This window comes from Pannonibacter anstelovis (assembly GCF_036881715.1).
Classification (GTDB): Bacteria; Pseudomonadota; Alphaproteobacteria; order Rhizobiales; family Stappiaceae; genus Pannonibacter; species Pannonibacter anstelovis.
The window spans coordinates 139,780-157,081 of the sequence record NZ_JBAKBF010000006.1 but is presented as its reverse complement, the minus strand read 5'-3'; the positions used below and the strand labels follow the sequence as shown (position 1 = coordinate 157,081).

Sequence of the window (17,302 nt, the reverse complement as noted above, 5' to 3'; positions counted from 1 at the left end):
CGTGCGCCCTGCGCAGGGGCGCCGTTATTGCAGCCATGGCGAAATGAACCCGGCTCAGGGCAGCGTTTGCAGGTAGTCTGCCTGCGGCAGCTCCGGTGTATTCCCTGATCCCTTGCCCTGATCGATCAGCCAGTTTGCCAGAAGCCGGGCGTCTTCCGAGGCAGGGCCGTGGATGCGCAGATAGAACGGCCATGGCGAGGCAAGCGCCTCCGGCACAAGAGGCACCAGCCTGCCGGTCTGGAGATGGTCTTCCACCAGCGCGTCCCAGCCGAGAACCGCGCCGATATGGTCTTCCGCGGCCTGAAGCGACACGAGATAGTTGTTGAGAGAAAAGCCCGGACCTTGAGGCTCGGTTCCGGCCAGCGCCCCGAACCAGTCGCGCCAGGTTGTCCATCCCGGCTGGTCCGAACGGGTGTGGATCAGGGGCGCCCGTGCCAGGTCCTTCAGCGTGCGAATCTGATGGCGCTCGTCGAACTGGCGTGTGCCGAGTGCAAGAATCCTGCCTTGCATCAGCACCACCGTTTCATCCGCCACTTCTGACGGATCGCCGTAGTGGATGCTCAGATCAACCCCTTCTGGGGCAGCGCCGTCCTGGACGACCTGCGACAGGGTGATGTCCGGACGAAGTGCGAAAAAACCGGCAAGCCGTGGCGTCAGCCAGAGGGTGCTCACGGCCGTCGTTGCGGCAATCGATACACCGGAGCGTACAGGGCCGTTTCGGATGCGGCTTACTCCTTCCGAGATCCGCTCCAGCCCGCGCTGAAGCGCAACGAACAGCAAGGCTCCGGCTTCTGTCAGTTCCACCCCCCGGTAATGGCGGACAAACAGGTGCTGGCCCAGCTCCTGCTCCAGCGTCTTGATCCGGTGGCTGACGGCTGCTGGCGTCACGTTCAGCTCGGCAGAGGCGCGCTTGAAGCTCAAATGCCGCGCCGCAACCTCGAAGCAGGCAAGATCACCAAGCGGAGGAAGGTTGTAAGGCTTGGGCATGATGTCGTTTCCGGTACAGGAAGGGTCGCTGCCGTGACGAAATGGCATGCGTTTAGCTGGGCTAATCTCACATGAGAATTTACCCTCTTGTCAAGGAACAGCCGGACTGGCTTCGTTGCAAGTAGATCAACCCGGCTTTTCAGGAGCCTACCATGCCAGGATATACCCAGCCTCTCTCCGAACTGCTTGCCCAGCACAAGCCCGGTTATGGCCTGCCGCAGGCCTTCTACACTTCGGCTGAAGTGTTTGCGGAGGACATGGAAACGATCTTCTACCGTGACTGGCTCTACGCATTTCCGGCCTGCTCGCTGGAAAAGGCGGGCAGCTACCAGCGTCTCCGGATTGGGGCCTATGATGTCGTGGTGGTGCGCGACAATCAGGGGAACATCCGGGCCTTCCACAACTCCTGCCGGCACCGCGGCTCGGTCATCTGCACATCGTCGCAGGGACGTGTTGCCAAGCTGACCTGCCCCTACCATCAGTGGACCTATGGCCTCGATGGCAAGCTGGTCTGGGCGCGCGACATGGGCGCGGATTTTGACCCGTCGCAGCACAGCCTGAAGCCCGTCCATTGCCGCGTCGTTTCAGGGCTGGTCTATATCTGCCTTGCAGCGGATGCGCCTGATTTCGAAGAATTTGCAAGCACCGTGACGCCATATCTTGGCGTTCACGATCTGAGCGATGCCAAGGTCGCTTTCCAGTCCACCATCATCGAGAATGGCAACTGGAAACTGGTCTGGGAGAACAACCGCGAGTGCTATCACTGCGCGGGTAACCATCCCGACCTCTGCCGCACCTATCCGGAAGATCCTTCGATCACCGGTGTCAGCCCGGATGGAACCTTCCCTGAAAAGGTTGAGAACCACTTCAACCGCCTCGAAGGCGCAGGTGCCCCTTCGCGCTTCAAGATGGCGCAGGACGGCCAGTTCCGCGTGGCGCGTATGCCGCTGCTGGATGGGGCGGAAAGCTACACGCTCGACGGCAAGATTGCGGTCCAGAAGCGGCTTGGCCAGGTTCCGTTCCTCGATGCTGGCACACTGCTGCTGTTCCACTATCCGACGACCTGGAACCACTTCCTGACCGATCATTCGATCACCTTCCGCGTGACGCCGATCAGCCCCATGGAAACCGAGGTCCAGACGACCTGGCTCGTCCACAAGGATGCCGTGGAAGGCGTCGATTACGACCTGAAGAACCTGACGACGGTCTGGGAGCATACCAACGACGAAGACCGCCGTGTGGTTGAACACAATCAGCAGGGCATTTGCTCGCCCGCTTATGAGCCGGGGCCCTATTCGACCCTGCACGAGGACGGCGTAATCCAGTTCGTGAACTGGTATCTTGACCGCATGCGTACCCGTCAGCCGGGCCTCGCAATCGCGGCGGAGTGAAGTTGATATGGTTGATGCCCTGCAGGCCGTGACGGCAAAATGGACCGATGACGAACTTCTGGAATGCGTCTCGATCCTGCCGGAAGCCCCTGATGTCGTGACGGTCTGCTTTCAGGCGCCGTCGGGCCGTCCCTTCGTGTTTCTTGCCGGTCAGTTCCTCACGCTGGAACTGCCGGTGCCGGGCGGCCCGATCTACCGGACTTACACGATCTCGTCGTCACCGAGCCGGCCGAAGTCGCTGACGATCACGATCAAGGCGCAGCCGGATAGTATCGGCACGCGCTGGATCATGAACAATGTGCGGCCTGGAACAAGGCTGAAGGTCAAGGGACCGGGTGGGCGTTTCACGTCCACCCATTTCCCGGCGAAGAAGTACCTGTTCATCTCGGCCGGGTCGGGCATTACGCCGATGATGTCGATGACGACCGAGTTCTACGATCTTGGCCGTAACTGTGACATCGTCTTCGTAAACTGCGCAAGGCGCCCGTCCGAGATCATTTTCAAGCGCAGGCTTGAGCATATGGCCTCCCGGATCGAAGGGCTTGACCTGAAATGGGTGGTGCAGGAAAGCGACATCTATCAGCCATGGACGGGGTACATGGGGCGCTTCAACCAGCTGATGCTGGGTCTGATGGCCCCGGACTATCTTGAACGCGAGGTGTTCTGCTGCGGTCCTGAAGGCTTCATGCAGTCGGTCAGCGAGGCGCTGGCCGGCCTTGGCTTCGACATGGCCCACTATCACCAGGAGAGCTTCGGCACGCCTGAAGCTGGTGAGGTGCCTGTGGTCGAGACGGGCACGAGCTCCGATGCAGTGGAAGAGACGGCGAAGCTGATCTTCGAGGAATCTGGTGTCACCCACGACTGCAGCACCATGGATACGGTGCTGCATGCGGCCCGCGCGGCCGGTGTGGCCATTCCCTTTGGCTGCAGCATGGGCGTGTGTGGCAGCTGCCGCATCCGCAAGCTGTCGGGCGAGGTGCACATGGTCCACAATGGCGGGATCAGCGATGACGAGATCGAGGAAGGCTACATTCTTGCCTGCTGCTCGAATCCTCGCGGCACCGTCACTCTTGAGGCGTAGAGCCAGCATCGGCAAGCCTGCCGCTGCGGATCTCACCGGGCGTGAGCCCGCGCTCGGCCTTCAGCGCACGCGCCAGATGCGGCGCGTCGCAGAAGCCGCAGGCGAGCGCAATTTCCGTCACTGACTGCTCGGTCCGGCGCAGCCGGGCCGAAGCGCGGTCCAGCCGGATTTCCAGATAGATACGGCGGGGCGATTGCCCCAGATCTGCCTGGAACCGGCGTTCCAGCGTCCGCCGGGCCGTTCCGAGCGCAGCCGCAATCTGCTCCACGCTCAGCGTCTGCTCGATGTTTTGCTGCATCTTCAGAACAGCCCGTTTGACCAGCTCATCCCTGGCCTGCCTTGCCAGCATCTGGCCGGGCTGGGCGCGCTGGCCGCTGAGAGCATCCTCGATCATCATGATGTTGAGGCTTTTCGTGGCGGCAGACTGCCCAACATGGCGCTGGACGAGAAAGGCTGCCAGATGTGCCGCGCCATATCCGCCCGAGCACGTGAGCCTGTCACGGTCCACCACGAAGATCTGATCCGAAATCGGTGTTTCATTGTCGAACCGGTCGATGAAATCCTGGTGGTGAAACCAGCTGACGCAGCAGCGGTAGCCTTGCAACAGGCCTGCAGCCTGCAGCGTGAACACCCCGGTGCACAGTCCGACAAGTGGCACGCCCTGGGCTGCTGCTTCGGCAATGAAGTCGAGCGCCTGGGGCCCGAAGGCTGCCCGGTCGCTGATCAGGCCGCCAACGACCACCAGATAATCAAAGGCTCCCGCCCGGCGCAGCGGCGTATCCGGCTGAACCCGCACGCCGCAGCTTGAGCGGATCGGGTCCATCTGTTCTGCCAGTACGGTCCAGTCGCACAGAATCCGCCTCGACTTGTCGGCATCATCTGCCGCCAGCCGCAAGACATCCACGAAATTGGCAAAAGCCGACAGGGTGAACTGGTCGGCCAGGAGGAAGGCGACGCGAAGGCGGGCAGGGGGGATGGTGCGAGCAGGTGTCATGACGCGATCCTACATGGCACCTGGCGCAAATCTACAGTCAAAGCACGGTTTGAGACCATAATGTGACACTCAGCTGCGATTAAGAGGATCCCGCGATGCAACGTTTCTCTGCCATGTCTCTGCTCAAGAACGCGCTGACAGGCCACAAGAACTGGCGCGAGCAGTGGCCGGACAGTCAGCCCAAGGCCGAATATGACGTGGTCATTGTCGGAGCGGGCGGACACGGCCTGGGCGCGGCCTATTATCTCGCCAAGGAGCACGGCATCACCAATGTCGCGGTGATCGACAAGGGCTGGCTGGGCGGCGGCAATACGGGCCGGAACACGACGATCATCCGTTCCAACTATCTCTATGACGAAAGCGCCCGGCTTTATGATCATGCCCTGGATCTGTGGGAAAACCTCAGCCAGGAGCTGAACTATAACGTCATGTATTCCAAGCGCGGCGTGATGATGCTGGCGCATAACGTTCACGACGTGCAGTCCTTCCAGCGCCACATTCACGCCAACCGGCTCAACGGGGTTGATAACCGCTGGCTGACGGCGGCCGAAGCCAAGGCCTTCTGTCCGCCGCTGAACATCAGCCCGGATGCGCGCTATCCGGTTATGGGCGCGGCTCTGCAAATGCGGGCGGGCACGGCGCGGCACGATGCAGTGGCATGGGGCTATGCGCGCGCGGCAGCAGCGCGGGGCGTGGACATCATTCAGAACTGCCCGGTGACGGCGATCCGCCGCGGGCCCGATGGCAGCGTCATCGGGGTCGAAACCGCCAAGGGGTTCATCAAGGCGAAAAAGGTTGCCGTTTCGGCAGCCGGGCACACCAGCGTCGTCATGGACAGTGCCGGTGTGCGTATGCCGCTGGAGAGCTTCCCGCTGCAGGCGCTGGTCAGTGAGCCGGTCAAGCCCATTTTCCCGTGCGTCGTCATGTCGAACACGGTTCACGCCTATATCAGCCAGTCCGACAAGGGCGAGCTGGTGATTGGTTCCGGCACTGACCAGTACACCAGCTACAGCCAGCGCGGCGGACTGCCGCTGATCGAGCACACCGTCGCAGCGATCTGCGAGGTCTTCCCGATCTTCAACCGGATGCGGATGCTGCGAAAGTGGGGTGGCATCGTGGACGTGACGCCCGACCGCAGCGCCATCCTCGGCAAGACGCCGGTCAAGGGCCTCTATGTGAACTGCGGATGGGGAACTGGTGGCTTCAAGGCGACGCCGGGCGCAGCCCACACGCTGGCCTGGACCGTCGCCAAGGACGAGCCGCATCCGGTCAATGCACCCTTCACCCTGGAACGCTTCACCACCGGCCGTCTGATTGACGAGGCCGCTGCCGCCGCTGTCGCGCACTGAGAGGTCTCCGATGCTCCTGATCCATTGTCCTTATTGCGACGAAACCTTGCCTGAGCTCGAGTTTGCCTATGCGGGCGAGGCCCATATCGCGCGCCCGGCAGACCCTTCCGCCCTGTCCGACGAGGAATGGCGTGATTTCCTCTTCATCCGCACCAATGCGCGCGGAAAGCACTTTGAGCGCTGGCGCCATGTCCATGGCTGCGGCCGCTTTTTCAACGCTTGCCGTGACACGGTCAGCGACAGGTTCCTGAAGACTTACAAGGCCGGCGAAGAGCGTCCGGCAGAGAGCGAACTGGAGGGCGTGGAATGAGCCGCTATCGCGTCCCCGGCCTGGGCCGGATTGATCCCGCCAAGCCCGTCAGCTTCACGTTTGATGGCCGCCGCTATCAGGGTCTTCGCGGTGATACGGTTGCATCGGCGCTGCTGGCCAATGGCGTGCATCTGATGGGCCGTTCCTTCAAGTATCACCGTCCCCGCGGACCGGTGAGCGCCGGGTCTGAAGAGCCGAACGCTTTGATCGGTACCTCGCGCGGGCCGGGCCGGTTCGAGCCGAATACCCGCGCCACCGTGCAGGAGCTGCGTGAAGGGCTTGTGGCGGAAAGCCAGAACAAGTGGCCATCGCTGAAGTTCGACGTCGGGGCGGTGAACGACCGCGCCTACATGCTGTTTTCCGCGGGCTTCTACTACAAGACCTTCATGTGGCCGCGCAGCTTCTGGGACAAGGTCTATGAGCCGTTCATCCGTGCTGCCGCTGGCCTCGGCAAGTCGCCCACAGAGCCGGACCCGGACAATTATGCCTCGCGCTATCTGCATACGGATGTGCTCGTCGTCGGCGGCGGTGCAGCCGGTATCGCGGCAGCGCTGACCGCAGCGAATTCCGGCGCCAAGGTCGTGCTGGTGGACGAGAACCCGGAAATGGGTGGCTCGCTCCTGTCAGATCCGGCCGTGCAGATCGATGGCAAGAGTGCCTGGTCCTGGCTGTCCGAGCAGCTTACGCAGCTGCGTGCGGCCGGTGTCACGCTGATGACGCGGACAACGGCCATCGGCTACTATCATCAGAATATGGTTGGTCTGGCCGAGCGGCTGACCGACCATCTGGACCAGCCTCCGCAGGGGGCTCCGCGTGAACGGATGTGGCGTGTCCGCGCGCAGCAAGTCGTACTGGCGCAGGGCGCACTGGAAAAGCCGCTGGTCTTTGACGGAAATGACCGTCCGGGCGTCATGCTGGCTGGGGCTGCGCAGACCTACCTGAACCGCTATGGCGTCAAGGTCGGCGACTGCGCGGCCGTGGTGACCAGCCACGACAGCGCCTGGTATGCCGCCTTTGATCTGGCGGACGCAGGCTGCCGCATTGCCGTCATTGCCGACACACGTGACCAGATCCGTCCAGACCTTGTCGAGGCGGCCCGCCGCCGTGGCATTGAAGTACTGACCAGTCACACCGCGACTGCGACCTATGGCCGTCTGCGTGTCACCGGCGTGCGCGTGAACCCGGTCCACAATGGCAAGGCCGGAGCTGGCCGCAAGATTGCCTGTGACGCCCTGCTGATTTCAGGTGGCTGGACGCCCTCGCTGCATCTCTTCTCCCATACCAAAGGCTCGCTGAGCTGGGACAAGGAGAGCCGCACCTTCCTGCCAGGCCACAAGACCGAGGCCTGCCAGATTGCGGGTGCTGGACGCGGGCTCTGGGGTTACGGTCCCGTGCTGGAAGACGGGGTGCGCGCCGGGCTTGCCGTGGCAGAGGCGCTGGGCCGGACCGGCCAGCCGCTGGCTGCAAGGGTCGAGGGCGACCGCCCTGGAACAGGGTCCAGCCAGACCGAGCTCCCGACCGACCGCAGTGCAGGCAAGGCCAAGGCTTTTGTCGACTACCAGAATGACGTGACTGCCAAGGACATCCGTCTGGCCGTGCGCGAGGGCATGCGCTCGATCGAGCATGTGAAGCGCTACACCACGAATGGCATGGCGACCGATCAGGGCAAGATGTCGAACATCAACGGACTGATGATTGCTGCCGACGCACTGGGCAAGGCGCCGCCCGAGGTGGGCCTGACCACTTTCCGGCCGCCCTACACGCCGACCAGCTTCGGTGCCTTCGCGGGCTATCACAAGGGGGACACCTTCGAGCTGACCCGCAAGACGCCCATCGACCCCTGGGCCGAGGCGAACGGCGCGGTGTTCGAACCGGTCTCGCTCTGGCGCAGGGCCTGGTATTTCCCGAAAGCGGGCGAAGACATGCACGCTGCGGTCGCGCGCGAATGCCGGGAGACACGGGCCTCCGCCGGAATGTTCGATGCCTCCACCCTCGGCAAGATCGAGGTCGCAGGCCCCGATGCGGTGGAGTTCATGAACCGCATGTACACCAACCCCTGGACCAAGCTGCAGCCGGGCCGCTGCCGCTATGGCCTGCTTCTGGGTGAAGACGGCTTCATCCGGGACGATGGCGTGATCGGACGGCTTGCTGACGATCTGTTCCACGTCACGACCACCACGGGCGGTGCCGCCCGGGTGCTGAACATGATGGAAGACTATCTTCAGACCGAGTGGCCGGACCTGAATGTCTGGCTGACCTCCACGACCGAGCAATGGGCAACCGTTGCGGTCAATGGCCCGAATGCCCGCAAGGTGCTCGAGCCGCTGGTCGAGGGGCTGGACATGTCCGACGCGGCCTTCCCGCATATGTCGGTGGCTGAATGCACCGTCGCAGGCTTCCCGGCGCGTCTCTTCCGCGTCAGCTTCACCGGCGAACTGGGCTTTGAAGTCAATGTTCCGGCCCGCCACGGGCTTGCGCTCTGGAAGGCCATCTTTGAGGCAGGCCGGCCTTACGGGATCTGCCCCTACGGCACTGAGACGATGCACGTCCTGCGCGCCGAGAAGGGCTACATCATCGTCGGGCAGGACACGGATGGAACGCTCACGCCGCAGGATGCGGGGCTCGACTGGGCTGTTGGCAAGGCCAAGAAGGACTTTGTCGGCAAGCGCTCGCTCGCCCGTCCCGATATCGTCGCGCCGAACCGCAAGCAGCTGGTCGGCCTTCTGACCGAGGACCGCTCCAGACTGGAAGAGGGGGCACAGATCGTGCTGGACCCGAACCAGAAGCTGCCGATGACGATGGTGGGGCATGTCACCTCGTCTTACGACTCGGTTGCGGCCGGGCGGCCCATCGCAATGGCGGTGATTGCAGGCGGGCACAGCCGGATGGGTGAGACGGTGTATATTCCGATGCCGCACGGCACGGTGCGCGCCACGATCACTTCGACGAACTTCTACGACCCGGAAGGCGAACGGCTGAAGGCCTGAGGAGCGCGACATGACCATACAACGCCATGACTTCACCAATGGGCCTTTCGTTCTGGAAGAGCTGGGCTCGTCTCCCCGGTTCTCCCTTCGGGTCAAGCAGGAGAACCGCGCCGCGCTGGCGCAGGCTCTCGGTCTGGAGCTGCCGGACCGTGTCAGCCACAAATCCGGTGGCGGCGGGACCGAGGTTCTGTGCATCGGTCCCGACGAATGGCTGATCCTTGTGCCCGAAGCGGGCCGTCAGGCCCTGATTGCTGCGGGAGCTGAAACCTACGCCCGGGTCCCGCACAGCCTCGTCGAGATCAGCGACCGCGAAATCACGCTGCGCCTCTCCGGGCCTCAGGCCCTGACCGCACTGACGGCCGCCTGTCCGCGTGACCTGGATGCGCTGCCGGCCGGCCGCGCTGTGCGGACACTGTTTGACAGCGCGACCGTGATCTTGTGGCGCGACGGCCCGGACAGTTTCCGCATGGATGTCTGGCGCAGTTTCCTGCCCCATGTCCGGGCGATCCTGGCGAAGGTCTCGGCCGAGCTCAAGACCGGCCTCTGAGATCACCTCATCGACTTGTGCTTCTGCGGCCTGCGGGCCGCAGGCCATCACGCTCTCTAGAAAGGATTTCGCATGTTCGACACCACTATTCAGGCGATCTCGGACAAGGCCATCGCCGGTGCCATTTCCCGCGAGCTGGTGCGCCAGCAGGATCAGATCGAGCTGATCGCCTCGGAGAATATTGTTTCGCCTGACGTTCTGGCGGCTCAGGGGTCTGTCCTGACGAACAAGTATGCCGAAGGATATCCTGGCAAGCGCTACTACGGCGGCTGCGAATTCGTGGACGAGGTGGAGGATATCGCCCGTGACCGCCTGAAGCAGCTGTTCGGGGCCGCTCATGCCAACGTGCAGCCGCATTCCGGTGCCCAGGCGAACCAGGCCGTCTTCCTCGCGCTGCTGCAGCCGGGTGACAAGATCATGGGCCTGTCACTGGCTCATGGCGGGCACCTGACCCATGGCTCGCCTGTCACCATGTCGGGCAAGTGGTTCAACGTCGTCTCCTATGAGGTTGAGGAAGACACGCATCTCATTGACATGGCCAAGGTCCGCGAGAAGGCACTGGCCGAGCGGCCGAAGCTGATCGTGGCAGGTGCCTCCGCCTATCCGCGCCACATGGATTTCGCCGCCTTCCGCGCCATTGCGGATGAGATTGGCGCCTATCTGATGGTGGATATGGCCCATTATGCGGGTCTGATTGCCGCTGGCGAATATCCGAACCCGGTGCCGCACGCTCATGTGACCACGTCGACGACACACAAGACCCTGCGCGGTCCGCGTGGCGGCGTCATTCTGACCAATGACGACGATCTGGCGAAGAAGTTCAACTCCGCCGTATTCCCCGGCAACCAGGGCGGTCCGCTGATGCATGTGATCGCTGCCAAGGCCGTTGCCTTCGGCGAGGCGCTGCAGCCCTCCTTCAAGGACTATGCGAAAGCGGTCATCGCCAATGCCCGCGCGCTTTCAGATACGCTCATTGAGGGTGGCGTCGGCATCGTTTCGGGCGGAACGGATTGCCACATGGTTCTGTGTGATCTGCGCCCGCTTGGCGTCACCGGCAAGGCCGCTGAAATCGCTCTGGAACGGGCTGGCCTGACCTGCAACAAGAACGCCATCCCGTTTGATCCGGAAAAGCCCTTCGTCACCTCGGGTATCCGTCTCGGCAGCTCGGCCGGTACCACCCGCGGCTTCGGCGAGGCCGAATTCCGGCAGATCGGGCAGATGATCCTGCGTGTCCTGCGTGCTCTGGGAGCAAACCCTGAGGGTGACGCGGCGCTTGAAGCTGCCATCCGTGCCGAAGTCAAGGCAATGTGCGGCCGCTTTCCAATCTACGGGGCATGAATGTTCCTCTCGGTCTTTGACATCTTCAAGATCGGCATCGGCCCATCGTCCTCGCATACGATGGGCCCGATGGTCGCGGCGGCGCGCTTTCTTGACGATCTGCGTGGCGGGAGCAGCCAGGACACTGGCATGGCCCGTCCGCACCGGCTTTATGCGAGCCTGCATGGCAGCCTTGCCTTCACCGGCAAGGGGCACGCGACCGACCGCGCCGTGATCCTGGGCCTGTGCGGCTTGCGTCCGGACACGATGGACCCCAACCGCGCTGAGGAGATTGAGGCGGAAGTGCGCAGCACCGGCCGCGTGAATCCTGACGGGCTGGGCGGCTTGATCTTCGAGCCGGACCGCGATCTCGTCTTTGACTATGGTCCGGCGCTGCCGGGCCATCCGAACGGCATGATCCTGAAGGCCTTTGATGCCGAGGGCCATGTTTGCCACGAGCAGACCTATTACTCTGTTGGCGGCGGCTTTGTCGTGACCAGTGCGGAGCTGGAGGGGATACAGGCTGGGGAGGCCCCCGCTCAGGATCTTGCCGTTGTGCCATATCCGTTTGAAACGGCGGCTCAGATGCTTGAGATGGGTGCTGCGTCCGGCAAGACGATTGCCCAGATGAAGCGTGCCAACGAGGAGGCACGGCTGGGCGAGCGGCTCGACGAGAGGCTCGACGTGATCTGGGCCGCCATGAACGGCTGCATCACACGGGGGCTGACGCAGGAAGGCATCCTGCCGGGCGGCCTCAAGGTGCGCCGCCGGGCACGCTCGATCCACCGGCAGCTGGAAGGGGAGCGCGGGCAGAACCTCAGCCAGCCGCATCAGGCAAATGACTGGCTCAGCGTTTATGCCATGGCCGTGAATGAGGAGAATGCGGCCGGTGGCCGGGTTGTGACCTCGCCAACCAATGGCGCTGCCGGTGTCGTGCCGGCCGTGGGGCGCTACTATCTCGATCACTGCGTCGGGGCGGACCAGGAGAAGATCCGCGACTATCTGCTGGTGGCAGCCGCCATCGGCGGCCTGATCAAGCACAACGCCTCGATCTCGGGGGCGGAGGTTGGCTGTCAGGGTGAAGTCGGGTCGGCTTCGGCCATGGCGGCGGCGGGGCTCTGCGCGGTGCTGGGCGGCACCAATGAACAGGTCGAGAATGCGGCGGAGATCGCGCTGGAGCATCACCTTGGCATGACTTGCGATCCGGCTGCGGGTCTCGTTCAGGTTCCTTGCATCGAGCGCAACGCCCTCGGCGCGATCAAGGCGGTCTCTGCCGCAAGCCTTGCCTTGCGCGGCGACGGCACGCATTTCCTGCCGCTGGACAATTGCATCCGGGTGATGCGCGACACCGGCCGGGACATGAACGACAGGTACAAGGAAACATCCCAGGGCGGCATCGCCGTCAACTTGCCGGAATGCTGACCGGCTGATGGTTCCTGTTCTGCCGGTTCCCGGACGGGCCAGCGTCCCGGGAACCGGAGTCTTCTTGCGGCTGTGCGCCTTTGCTCCAGGCATCGACGGATTGCGGCAGATGCCGCGAGCGAACCCTTTTTAACGCTCCCGGCCTTGGCTCATGCTGCTTGGCGGTGTTACCTATAGCGCTCCTGCCGCACACTGCTTCCGTGTGTGCCAATGTTCTGCAAGCCGGTGGAGCGCTACAGGTTTGGGGTCTTGCCCCCGGCCGTGCACCGTCCGGACGGATCTCGGACCATGACGCAATCAGATACGCCGCCTCCGGAAATGGAAACAGGGGCAGCTCCTGCACCGGAAACCGGGGCGGTTCTTCCTGCGCGGGTCTGGGCTTTCAGGGGCATCCGGGCTGCCATTTCCATTCCGGGCTTCATTCTGGCGGCTGCCTTCGTCGGCTATGCGGGGCTGGCGCGGGAAAGCGGGCTGACACTGCCGCAGACTCTGCTGATGGCGGGCCTCGTCTGGGCACTGCCCAGCATCGTGGTGCTGACCGGAGCGATTGCCTCCGGCGTGGGGCTCATTCCAGCGGCCATTGCCGTAGCGCTGGCGTCAGTGCGCCTGATGCCCATGACCGTGGCGCTGATGCCTGTGCTGCGGGCGGAGAAGAAAGCGCCAACCTGGCTGCTGCTGTTTGCCTCGCATTTCGTCGCCATCACCGCATGGGTCTTTGCCATGCGAAACCTGCCGGATCTGCCAAGGTCCGGGCGGCTGCCATTCTTCCTTGGCTTTGCCTGTTTTCTCACCGGGACGGTGACGATTGTGACAGGCGTTTCCTATGCACTGATCGACAACATGCCGCCGATGGTGGCCGGTGCCTTATTCCTGCTGACGCCGGTCTATTTCCTCTGCTCGCTGTGGACGGCAGGGCGCCTGCCCACTGACAAGCTCGCCATGATCCTCGGCCTCGTGCTGGGGCCGCTGTTCTACTGGCTCATGCCGGGGCCGGATCTGCTGGTCACCGGCGTGGTCGGCGGTACCATGGCCTATCTTGCCGTGCGGATCGCCCGCCGGGCAGGGTGGGGGGCTGAATGATGGCGGCAGATACAGCCCTCATGCAGGGCGTCACGGCGTGGTGGCCCTATGTGATGATCATCTTCGCCGGCTGGCTCGCGACGGATATCTGGCGCTGGCTCGGGGTTCTGGCGGCTGGAAACCTGCGCGAGGACAGTGAAATCCTCATCTTCGTGCGCTCCATCGCCACGGCTTTGGTGGCAGGTGTGATCTCGAAGCTGATCCTTTACCCAAGCGGCGCCCTGGCTGAAACCTCCGTCTGGCTGCGTGTGGCCGCTGCGCTGTGCGGCTTTGCCGCTTTTCATGCCGCCCGGCAGACGGTGTTCGCCGGGGTGCTTGCTGCAGAAGCGGTTCTCATCGGCGGCTGGCTGCTGCTGGGGTGATACCGGCTCCCGATGAGAGAGGTTCAGCGGGAATTGGTATCACCCCAACAGCTCTTTCTCTTTATGCCAGCGCGGCGCGGATCTTCTCCGCCTGCCCGGCCAGCACGGCCTGATCAGCCATAGCGCTGGTGTGGGGGCGCAAGGCGACGCCTTCGAAGCGCGGGATGACGTGGAAATGGGTGTGGAACACCACCTGGCCGCCAGCGCTTTCGGAAAACTGCTGGATGGTCGTCCCATCAGCGCTGAAGGCCTTCATCAGGGCTTGCGCCATTTTCTTCACGGTGGCCATGACGGCGAAGAGGTCTTCCTCGGCAATGTCGAGAATGTTGCGGGACGGCGCCTTGGGGATCACCAGCACATGGCCATCGCCACGGGGCATGATGTCCATGATCACCAGCGTCTTGCCGTCTTCATAGAGCTTGTGGCTGGGCAGTTCGCCGCGCAGGATCTTTGCAAAGACGTTGCTGTCGTCATAGGCAGGGCTGGTCATCAGTCTCTCCGTTCAAGGGTGTTTGCAGGCACCCTAACTGCCCCCTCGGCGCCGGGCAACGGGCATTTGCACGTGAGGGGGCGGCGTTGACTCTACTTGTAAAGCGCCTGATTCAGCGTGTGAAACGCGCCGCTCAACCCTCTGAGGACTCTGCGTCACATTCAGCGGCGCCACCTGGGTTCGGCCCTCCCTTCCGGAAGGGAGCGTGCTCGCTGAGGATGGCGGCATCCATCTCCACCGCCCGCCTTTCCCGCTCCAGATAATCGGCTACGGCGGCCCTGAGGCCCGGATGGGCGATCCAGTGGGCCGAACGTGTGAGGCGGGGCAGGTAGCCGCGCGCCAGCTTGTGCTCGCCTTGCGCGCCCGCTTCCACCACCTTCAGCCCATGGGCAATGGCGAAGTCGATGGCCTGATAGTAGCAAAGCTCGAAATGCAGGAAGGGGTGATGCTCCGTGCAGCCCCAGTTGCGGCCAAACAGCGTGTCCGAGCCGATGAAGTTCAGCGCCCCTGCAATATAGCGCCCCTCGCGTTTGGCCATGACCAGCAGGATGCGCTCTGCCATCCGCTCGCCCACAAGCGAGAAGAAGCGCCGGTTGAGATAGGGCCGGCCCCATTTGCGCGCGCCGGTGTCCATGTAGAAGGCGAAGAATGCGTCCCAGTGGGCCTCGGTCAGATCACGGCCCGTCAGCCATTCCACCTCGATGCCGGCAGAAAGGGCCTCCTTGCGCTCCTTGCGGATGGCCTTGCGCTTGCGCGAGGCAAGCTCCTCCAGAAAGCCGTCAAAACTCGCGTAGCCCCGGTTCTCCCAGTGGAACTGCTGGTCGGTACGCAGCAGATAGCCGGCATCGCCCAGCTGGTTCCATTCCGGTTCGGTCAGGAACGTGGCGTGGACGGAGGAGGCGCCCGACTGGCGGCAGACCTCCACCAGACCCTGTGACAGGGCGGCTATGCCTGTTTCCCGGTCAAGATCCGGATGGGTCAGAAAGCGGCGGCCCGTCGCGGGCGTGAAGGGGACGCTGACCTGAAGCTTCGGGTAATACTCCCCGCCGGCCCGGTGAAACGCTTCCGCCCAGCCGTGGTCGAACACATATTCGCCCTGCGAATGGCTCTTCAGCCAGGCCGGAACTGCGCCCAGCAGCTTGCCGTCTTCTGCCTCCAGCAACAGGTGGCGCGGTGCCCAGCCGGTGCGCGCCGACGCGCAGCCCGCTTCTTCAAGCGCCTGCAGAAAGGCGTGGCAGATGAATGGGTTGAAGTCTGATCCGGATTCAGTTTCCAAAGCTGCGAGATGGCCGCCCGGACCCAGAAGCCAGCCGGGATTGGCGAGCCGGTCCCAGTCTTCCGCCGCAATGCTGCCAAGGCCATTGGCAATGCGCAGCGTCACCGCAAGGCCGCCGTCCTGATCTGCCGGTGTGTTGCCGCTCATGCGACCGCTATCCTCAAGGCTGACTGGCGCAGGAGGTTTGCGCCCCGCTCAAAGGGTAGAGCCTGTTCAGCGCGGCGCAAGGGGGAGGGCGCAGATTTTGCCGGTATATGCCCCTGACTGCGGCGGCCGTCACACCTTGTCGGTGTCAAAGCCCTCGAAAATGATCTGGTCGGCAAAGGCAAGCGCGCGCTCGCGGTCCGCCGGGTCGCGCACGGTCCAGGTCATGATCGGCAGGCCAAAGAACTTGCGCAGGATGCTCGGCCCCATCATCGGCAAGTCCTTGTAATGATAGGAGATGAAATGCGGCTTCGTGCGCGGGGCGTGCAGCAGGTGGCGGTGTATGAAGCGCTGCATGCGCGTCAGCTGCCGGTATTCGCCCTTGTTGGGCGTGCTGTCGGCAACGATGCCGCGCGGAATCTCTGGGGCATGTTCACGCAGCACCGACAGCATGTCCGGATCAAAGGACTTCAGCACCAGCGGGCCCTTGTAGCCACGCACCCTATCGGCCACGTGCCGCACGAAATCTGCCTGGGCGTCCGGCTTCATCAGGGATTTGATCTCGACGACCAGCGTCACCTTACCGTTCACTTGCTCCAGCAGCTCTTCCAGCAGCCACAGCCGGTCCGTGCCCTTCTGCATGCGGATGGCAGTCAGCTCGGCGGCAGTGCGGGCCAGAACGGGGCCTGTGCCTTCGGCCAGTCTGTCCAGATCATCGTCATGGAACACCAGCGCCCGGCCGTCGGCGGTTTCCTGCACGTCCACCTCGATGGCATAGTTGCGGGTCATCGCCTCGGCAATGGCGGTGGGGCTGTTTTCCATGATGCCGGCAGATGCTGTGTGGAAGCCGCGGTGGGCAATCGGGCGGGAGACGATCCAGGAATGATCGGTCATGGGGAATGATCCGGAATGGCGGCAGCCGCCGCAGCAAGGGGAAGACAAGGTCCGGGCAGGCTGCCCGCCCGAACCTCTAGCTGAAGATTACTCGACTTCGATGACAGCCTCGACCTCGACGGCAACGCCGAACGGCAGGGAGGCGACGGAGACGGAGGTGCGGGCATGGCGGCCCTTGTCACCGAACACGTCCACGATGAAATCGGAGCAGCCGTTGACGACCTGCGACTGCTGGGTGAATTCCGGTGTGGAGTTGATCATGCCGGTCAGCTTGACGACGCGCACGACCTTGTCGAGGTCACCGATGGCAGCCTTGGTCTGTGCGAGGATGTTGATGGCGCACAGGCGGGCGCAGGCGGCGCCTTCCTCGATGCTGAACTCTGCGCCGACCTTGCCGACATATTCGATGCCGTTCGGGCCGATCGGAATCTGGCCGGCGATGAACAGCAGGTTGCCGGTGCGTACCACCGGAACATAATTGGCCTGCGGCGCAACCGGAACCGGCAGGGTGACGCCGAGTTCGGCAAGGCGGGCTTCGATGGTACCAGACATGGAATCTTCCTCTGAAAAGGGGGCATGAACCGGCGCCAGTGATTGCGCAAATTTGGACGCCCGGCAAGGGCTTCGGGGCTTTCAGCCGTCCGAAACTGAGGCTGAGAAGCTGACTTGCA

16 protein-coding genes are annotated in these 17,302 nt (G+C 63.4%); 10 read left to right on the top strand and 6 right to left on the bottom strand.

Features of this window, described 5'->3' with window-relative positions:
• Positions 1-54: 54 nt before the first annotated feature.
• Positions 55-987, bottom strand: a complete 933-nt coding sequence (locus V6L75_RS11420; protein WP_334251647.1) for a LysR family transcriptional regulator — start codon at positions 985-987, stop codon at positions 55-57.
• Positions 988-1,139: 152 nt separating this feature from the next.
• On the opposite strand from V6L75_RS11420, the gene V6L75_RS11415 reads away from it, so the two are divergent.
• Both V6L75_RS11415 and V6L75_RS11410 read left to right on the top strand, forming a co-directional pair.
• Positions 1,140-2,378, top strand: coding sequence for an aromatic ring-hydroxylating oxygenase subunit alpha (locus V6L75_RS11415; protein WP_334251646.1), 1,239 nt, complete (start codon positions 1,140-1,142; stop codon positions 2,376-2,378).
• 7 nt (positions 2,379-2,385) lie between these two features.
• The gene (locus V6L75_RS11410; protein WP_334251645.1) at positions 2,386-3,459 is read left to right on the top strand and encodes an FAD-binding oxidoreductase; all 1,074 of its coding nucleotides are present in this window, start codon (positions 2,386-2,388) and stop codon (positions 3,457-3,459) included.
• Here V6L75_RS11410 and V6L75_RS11405 read toward each other — a convergent pair.
• The gene (locus V6L75_RS11405; protein ID WP_334251644.1) at positions 3,443-4,453 is read right to left on the bottom strand and encodes a GlxA family transcriptional regulator; all 1,011 of its coding nucleotides are present in this window, start codon (positions 4,451-4,453) and stop codon (positions 3,443-3,445) included. The genes V6L75_RS11410 and V6L75_RS11405 overlap by 17 nt on opposite strands.
• 95 nt (positions 4,454-4,548) lie before the next feature.
• On the opposite strand from V6L75_RS11405, the gene V6L75_RS11400 reads away from it, so the two are divergent.
• From V6L75_RS11400 to V6L75_RS11365, 8 genes are all read left to right on the top strand, one after another.
• Positions 4,549-5,802, top strand: a complete 1,254-nt coding sequence (locus V6L75_RS11400) for a sarcosine oxidase subunit beta family protein (RefSeq protein WP_334251643.1) — start codon at positions 4,549-4,551, stop codon at positions 5,800-5,802.
• Positions 5,803-5,812: 10 nt separating this feature from the next.
• Entirely contained in the window at positions 5,813-6,112 is a 300-nt protein-coding gene (locus V6L75_RS11395; RefSeq protein WP_334251642.1) for a sarcosine oxidase subunit delta, read from the top strand.
• Entirely contained in the window at positions 6,109-9,099 is a 2,991-nt protein-coding gene (locus tag V6L75_RS11390) for a sarcosine oxidase subunit alpha (protein ID WP_334251641.1), read from the top strand. The genes V6L75_RS11395 and V6L75_RS11390 overlap by 4 nt, the downstream gene beginning before the upstream one ends.
• A gap of 10 nt (positions 9,100-9,109) precedes the next feature.
• The gene (locus tag V6L75_RS11385; protein WP_334251640.1) at positions 9,110-9,646 is read left to right on the top strand and encodes a sarcosine oxidase subunit gamma; all 537 of its coding nucleotides are present in this window, start codon (positions 9,110-9,112) and stop codon (positions 9,644-9,646) included.
• Between the two features lie 72 nt (positions 9,647-9,718).
• Complete coding sequence (gene glyA / locus V6L75_RS11380; protein ID WP_334251639.1) at positions 9,719-10,984, top strand: serine hydroxymethyltransferase; 1,266 nt, start codon at positions 9,719-9,721, stop codon at positions 10,982-10,984.
• Positions 10,985-12,385 (top strand): L-serine ammonia-lyase, encoded by a 1,401-nt coding sequence (locus V6L75_RS11375; protein ID WP_334251638.1) that lies wholly within the window; start codon positions 10,985-10,987, stop codon positions 12,383-12,385. It abuts the gene before it with no gap.
• A 288-nt stretch (positions 12,386-12,673) separates the two neighbouring features.
• Positions 12,674-13,465 (top strand): AzlC family ABC transporter permease, encoded by a 792-nt coding sequence (locus V6L75_RS11370; RefSeq protein ID WP_334251637.1) that lies wholly within the window; start codon positions 12,674-12,676, stop codon positions 13,463-13,465.
• A complete protein-coding gene (locus V6L75_RS11365) occupies positions 13,462-13,827 on the top strand; it encodes an AzlD domain-containing protein (protein ID WP_334251636.1) in 366 nt (121 codons plus the stop codon). Before V6L75_RS11370 ends, V6L75_RS11365 begins: the two co-directional genes overlap by 4 nt.
• A 61-nt stretch (positions 13,828-13,888) precedes the next feature.
• Here the strand turns inward: V6L75_RS11365 and V6L75_RS11360 are convergent, their stop codons facing one another.
• From V6L75_RS11360 to V6L75_RS11345, 4 genes are all read right to left on the bottom strand, one after another.
• Positions 13,889-14,317 (bottom strand): HIT family protein, encoded by a 429-nt coding sequence (locus V6L75_RS11360; RefSeq protein ID WP_334251635.1) that lies wholly within the window; start codon positions 14,315-14,317, stop codon positions 13,889-13,891.
• 133 nt (positions 14,318-14,450) lie between these two features.
• Positions 14,451-15,740 (bottom strand): GNAT family N-acetyltransferase, encoded by a 1,290-nt coding sequence (locus V6L75_RS11355; RefSeq protein WP_334251634.1) that lies wholly within the window; start codon positions 15,738-15,740, stop codon positions 14,451-14,453.
• A 129-nt stretch (positions 15,741-15,869) separates the two neighbouring features.
• Entirely contained in the window at positions 15,870-16,631 is a 762-nt protein-coding gene (locus tag V6L75_RS11350; RefSeq protein WP_334251633.1) for a glycerophosphodiester phosphodiesterase family protein, read from the bottom strand.
• Positions 16,632-16,718: 87 nt separating this feature from the next.
• The gene (locus V6L75_RS11345; RefSeq protein ID WP_334251632.1) at positions 16,719-17,183 is read right to left on the bottom strand and encodes a RidA family protein; all 465 of its coding nucleotides are present in this window, start codon (positions 17,181-17,183) and stop codon (positions 16,719-16,721) included.
• Positions 17,184-17,302 lie beyond the last annotated feature (119 nt).

Bases quoted from the DNA above. Each gene is read 5' to 3' on its own strand.
- V6L75_RS11420 (WP_334251647.1), bottom strand. From the start codon at position 987: ATGCCCAAGCCTTACAACCTTCCTCCGCTTGGTGATCTTGCCTGCTTC.
- V6L75_RS11415 (WP_334251646.1), top strand. From the start codon at position 1,140: ATGCCAGGATATACCCAGCCTCTCTCCGAACTGCTTGCCCAGCACAAG.
- V6L75_RS11410 (WP_334251645.1), top strand. From the start codon at position 2,386: ATGGTTGATGCCCTGCAGGCCGTGACGGCAAAATGGACCGATGACGAA.
- V6L75_RS11405 (WP_334251644.1), bottom strand. From the start codon at position 4,453: ATGACACCTGCTCGCACCATCCCCCCTGCCCGCCTTCGCGTCGCCTTC.
- V6L75_RS11400 (WP_334251643.1), top strand. From the start codon at position 4,549: ATGCAACGTTTCTCTGCCATGTCTCTGCTCAAGAACGCGCTGACAGGC.
- V6L75_RS11395 (WP_334251642.1), top strand. From the start codon at position 5,813: ATGCTCCTGATCCATTGTCCTTATTGCGACGAAACCTTGCCTGAGCTC.
- V6L75_RS11390 (WP_334251641.1), top strand. From the start codon at position 6,109: ATGAGCCGCTATCGCGTCCCCGGCCTGGGCCGGATTGATCCCGCCAAG.
- V6L75_RS11385 (WP_334251640.1), top strand. From the start codon at position 9,110: ATGACCATACAACGCCATGACTTCACCAATGGGCCTTTCGTTCTGGAA.
- glyA (WP_334251639.1), top strand. From the start codon at position 9,719: ATGTTCGACACCACTATTCAGGCGATCTCGGACAAGGCCATCGCCGGT.
- V6L75_RS11375 (WP_334251638.1), top strand. From the start codon at position 10,985: ATGTTCCTCTCGGTCTTTGACATCTTCAAGATCGGCATCGGCCCATCG.
- V6L75_RS11370 (WP_334251637.1), top strand. From the start codon at position 12,674: ATGACGCAATCAGATACGCCGCCTCCGGAAATGGAAACAGGGGCAGCT.
- V6L75_RS11365 (WP_334251636.1), top strand. From the start codon at position 13,462: ATGATGGCGGCAGATACAGCCCTCATGCAGGGCGTCACGGCGTGGTGG.
- V6L75_RS11360 (WP_334251635.1), bottom strand. From the start codon at position 14,317: ATGACCAGCCCTGCCTATGACGACAGCAACGTCTTTGCAAAGATCCTG.
- V6L75_RS11355 (WP_334251634.1), bottom strand. From the start codon at position 15,740: ATGAGCGGCAACACACCGGCAGATCAGGACGGCGGCCTTGCGGTGACG.
- V6L75_RS11350 (WP_334251633.1), bottom strand. From the start codon at position 16,631: ATGACCGATCATTCCTGGATCGTCTCCCGCCCGATTGCCCACCGCGGC.
- V6L75_RS11345 (WP_334251632.1), bottom strand. From the start codon at position 17,183: ATGTCTGGTACCATCGAAGCCCGCCTTGCCGAACTCGGCGTCACCCTG.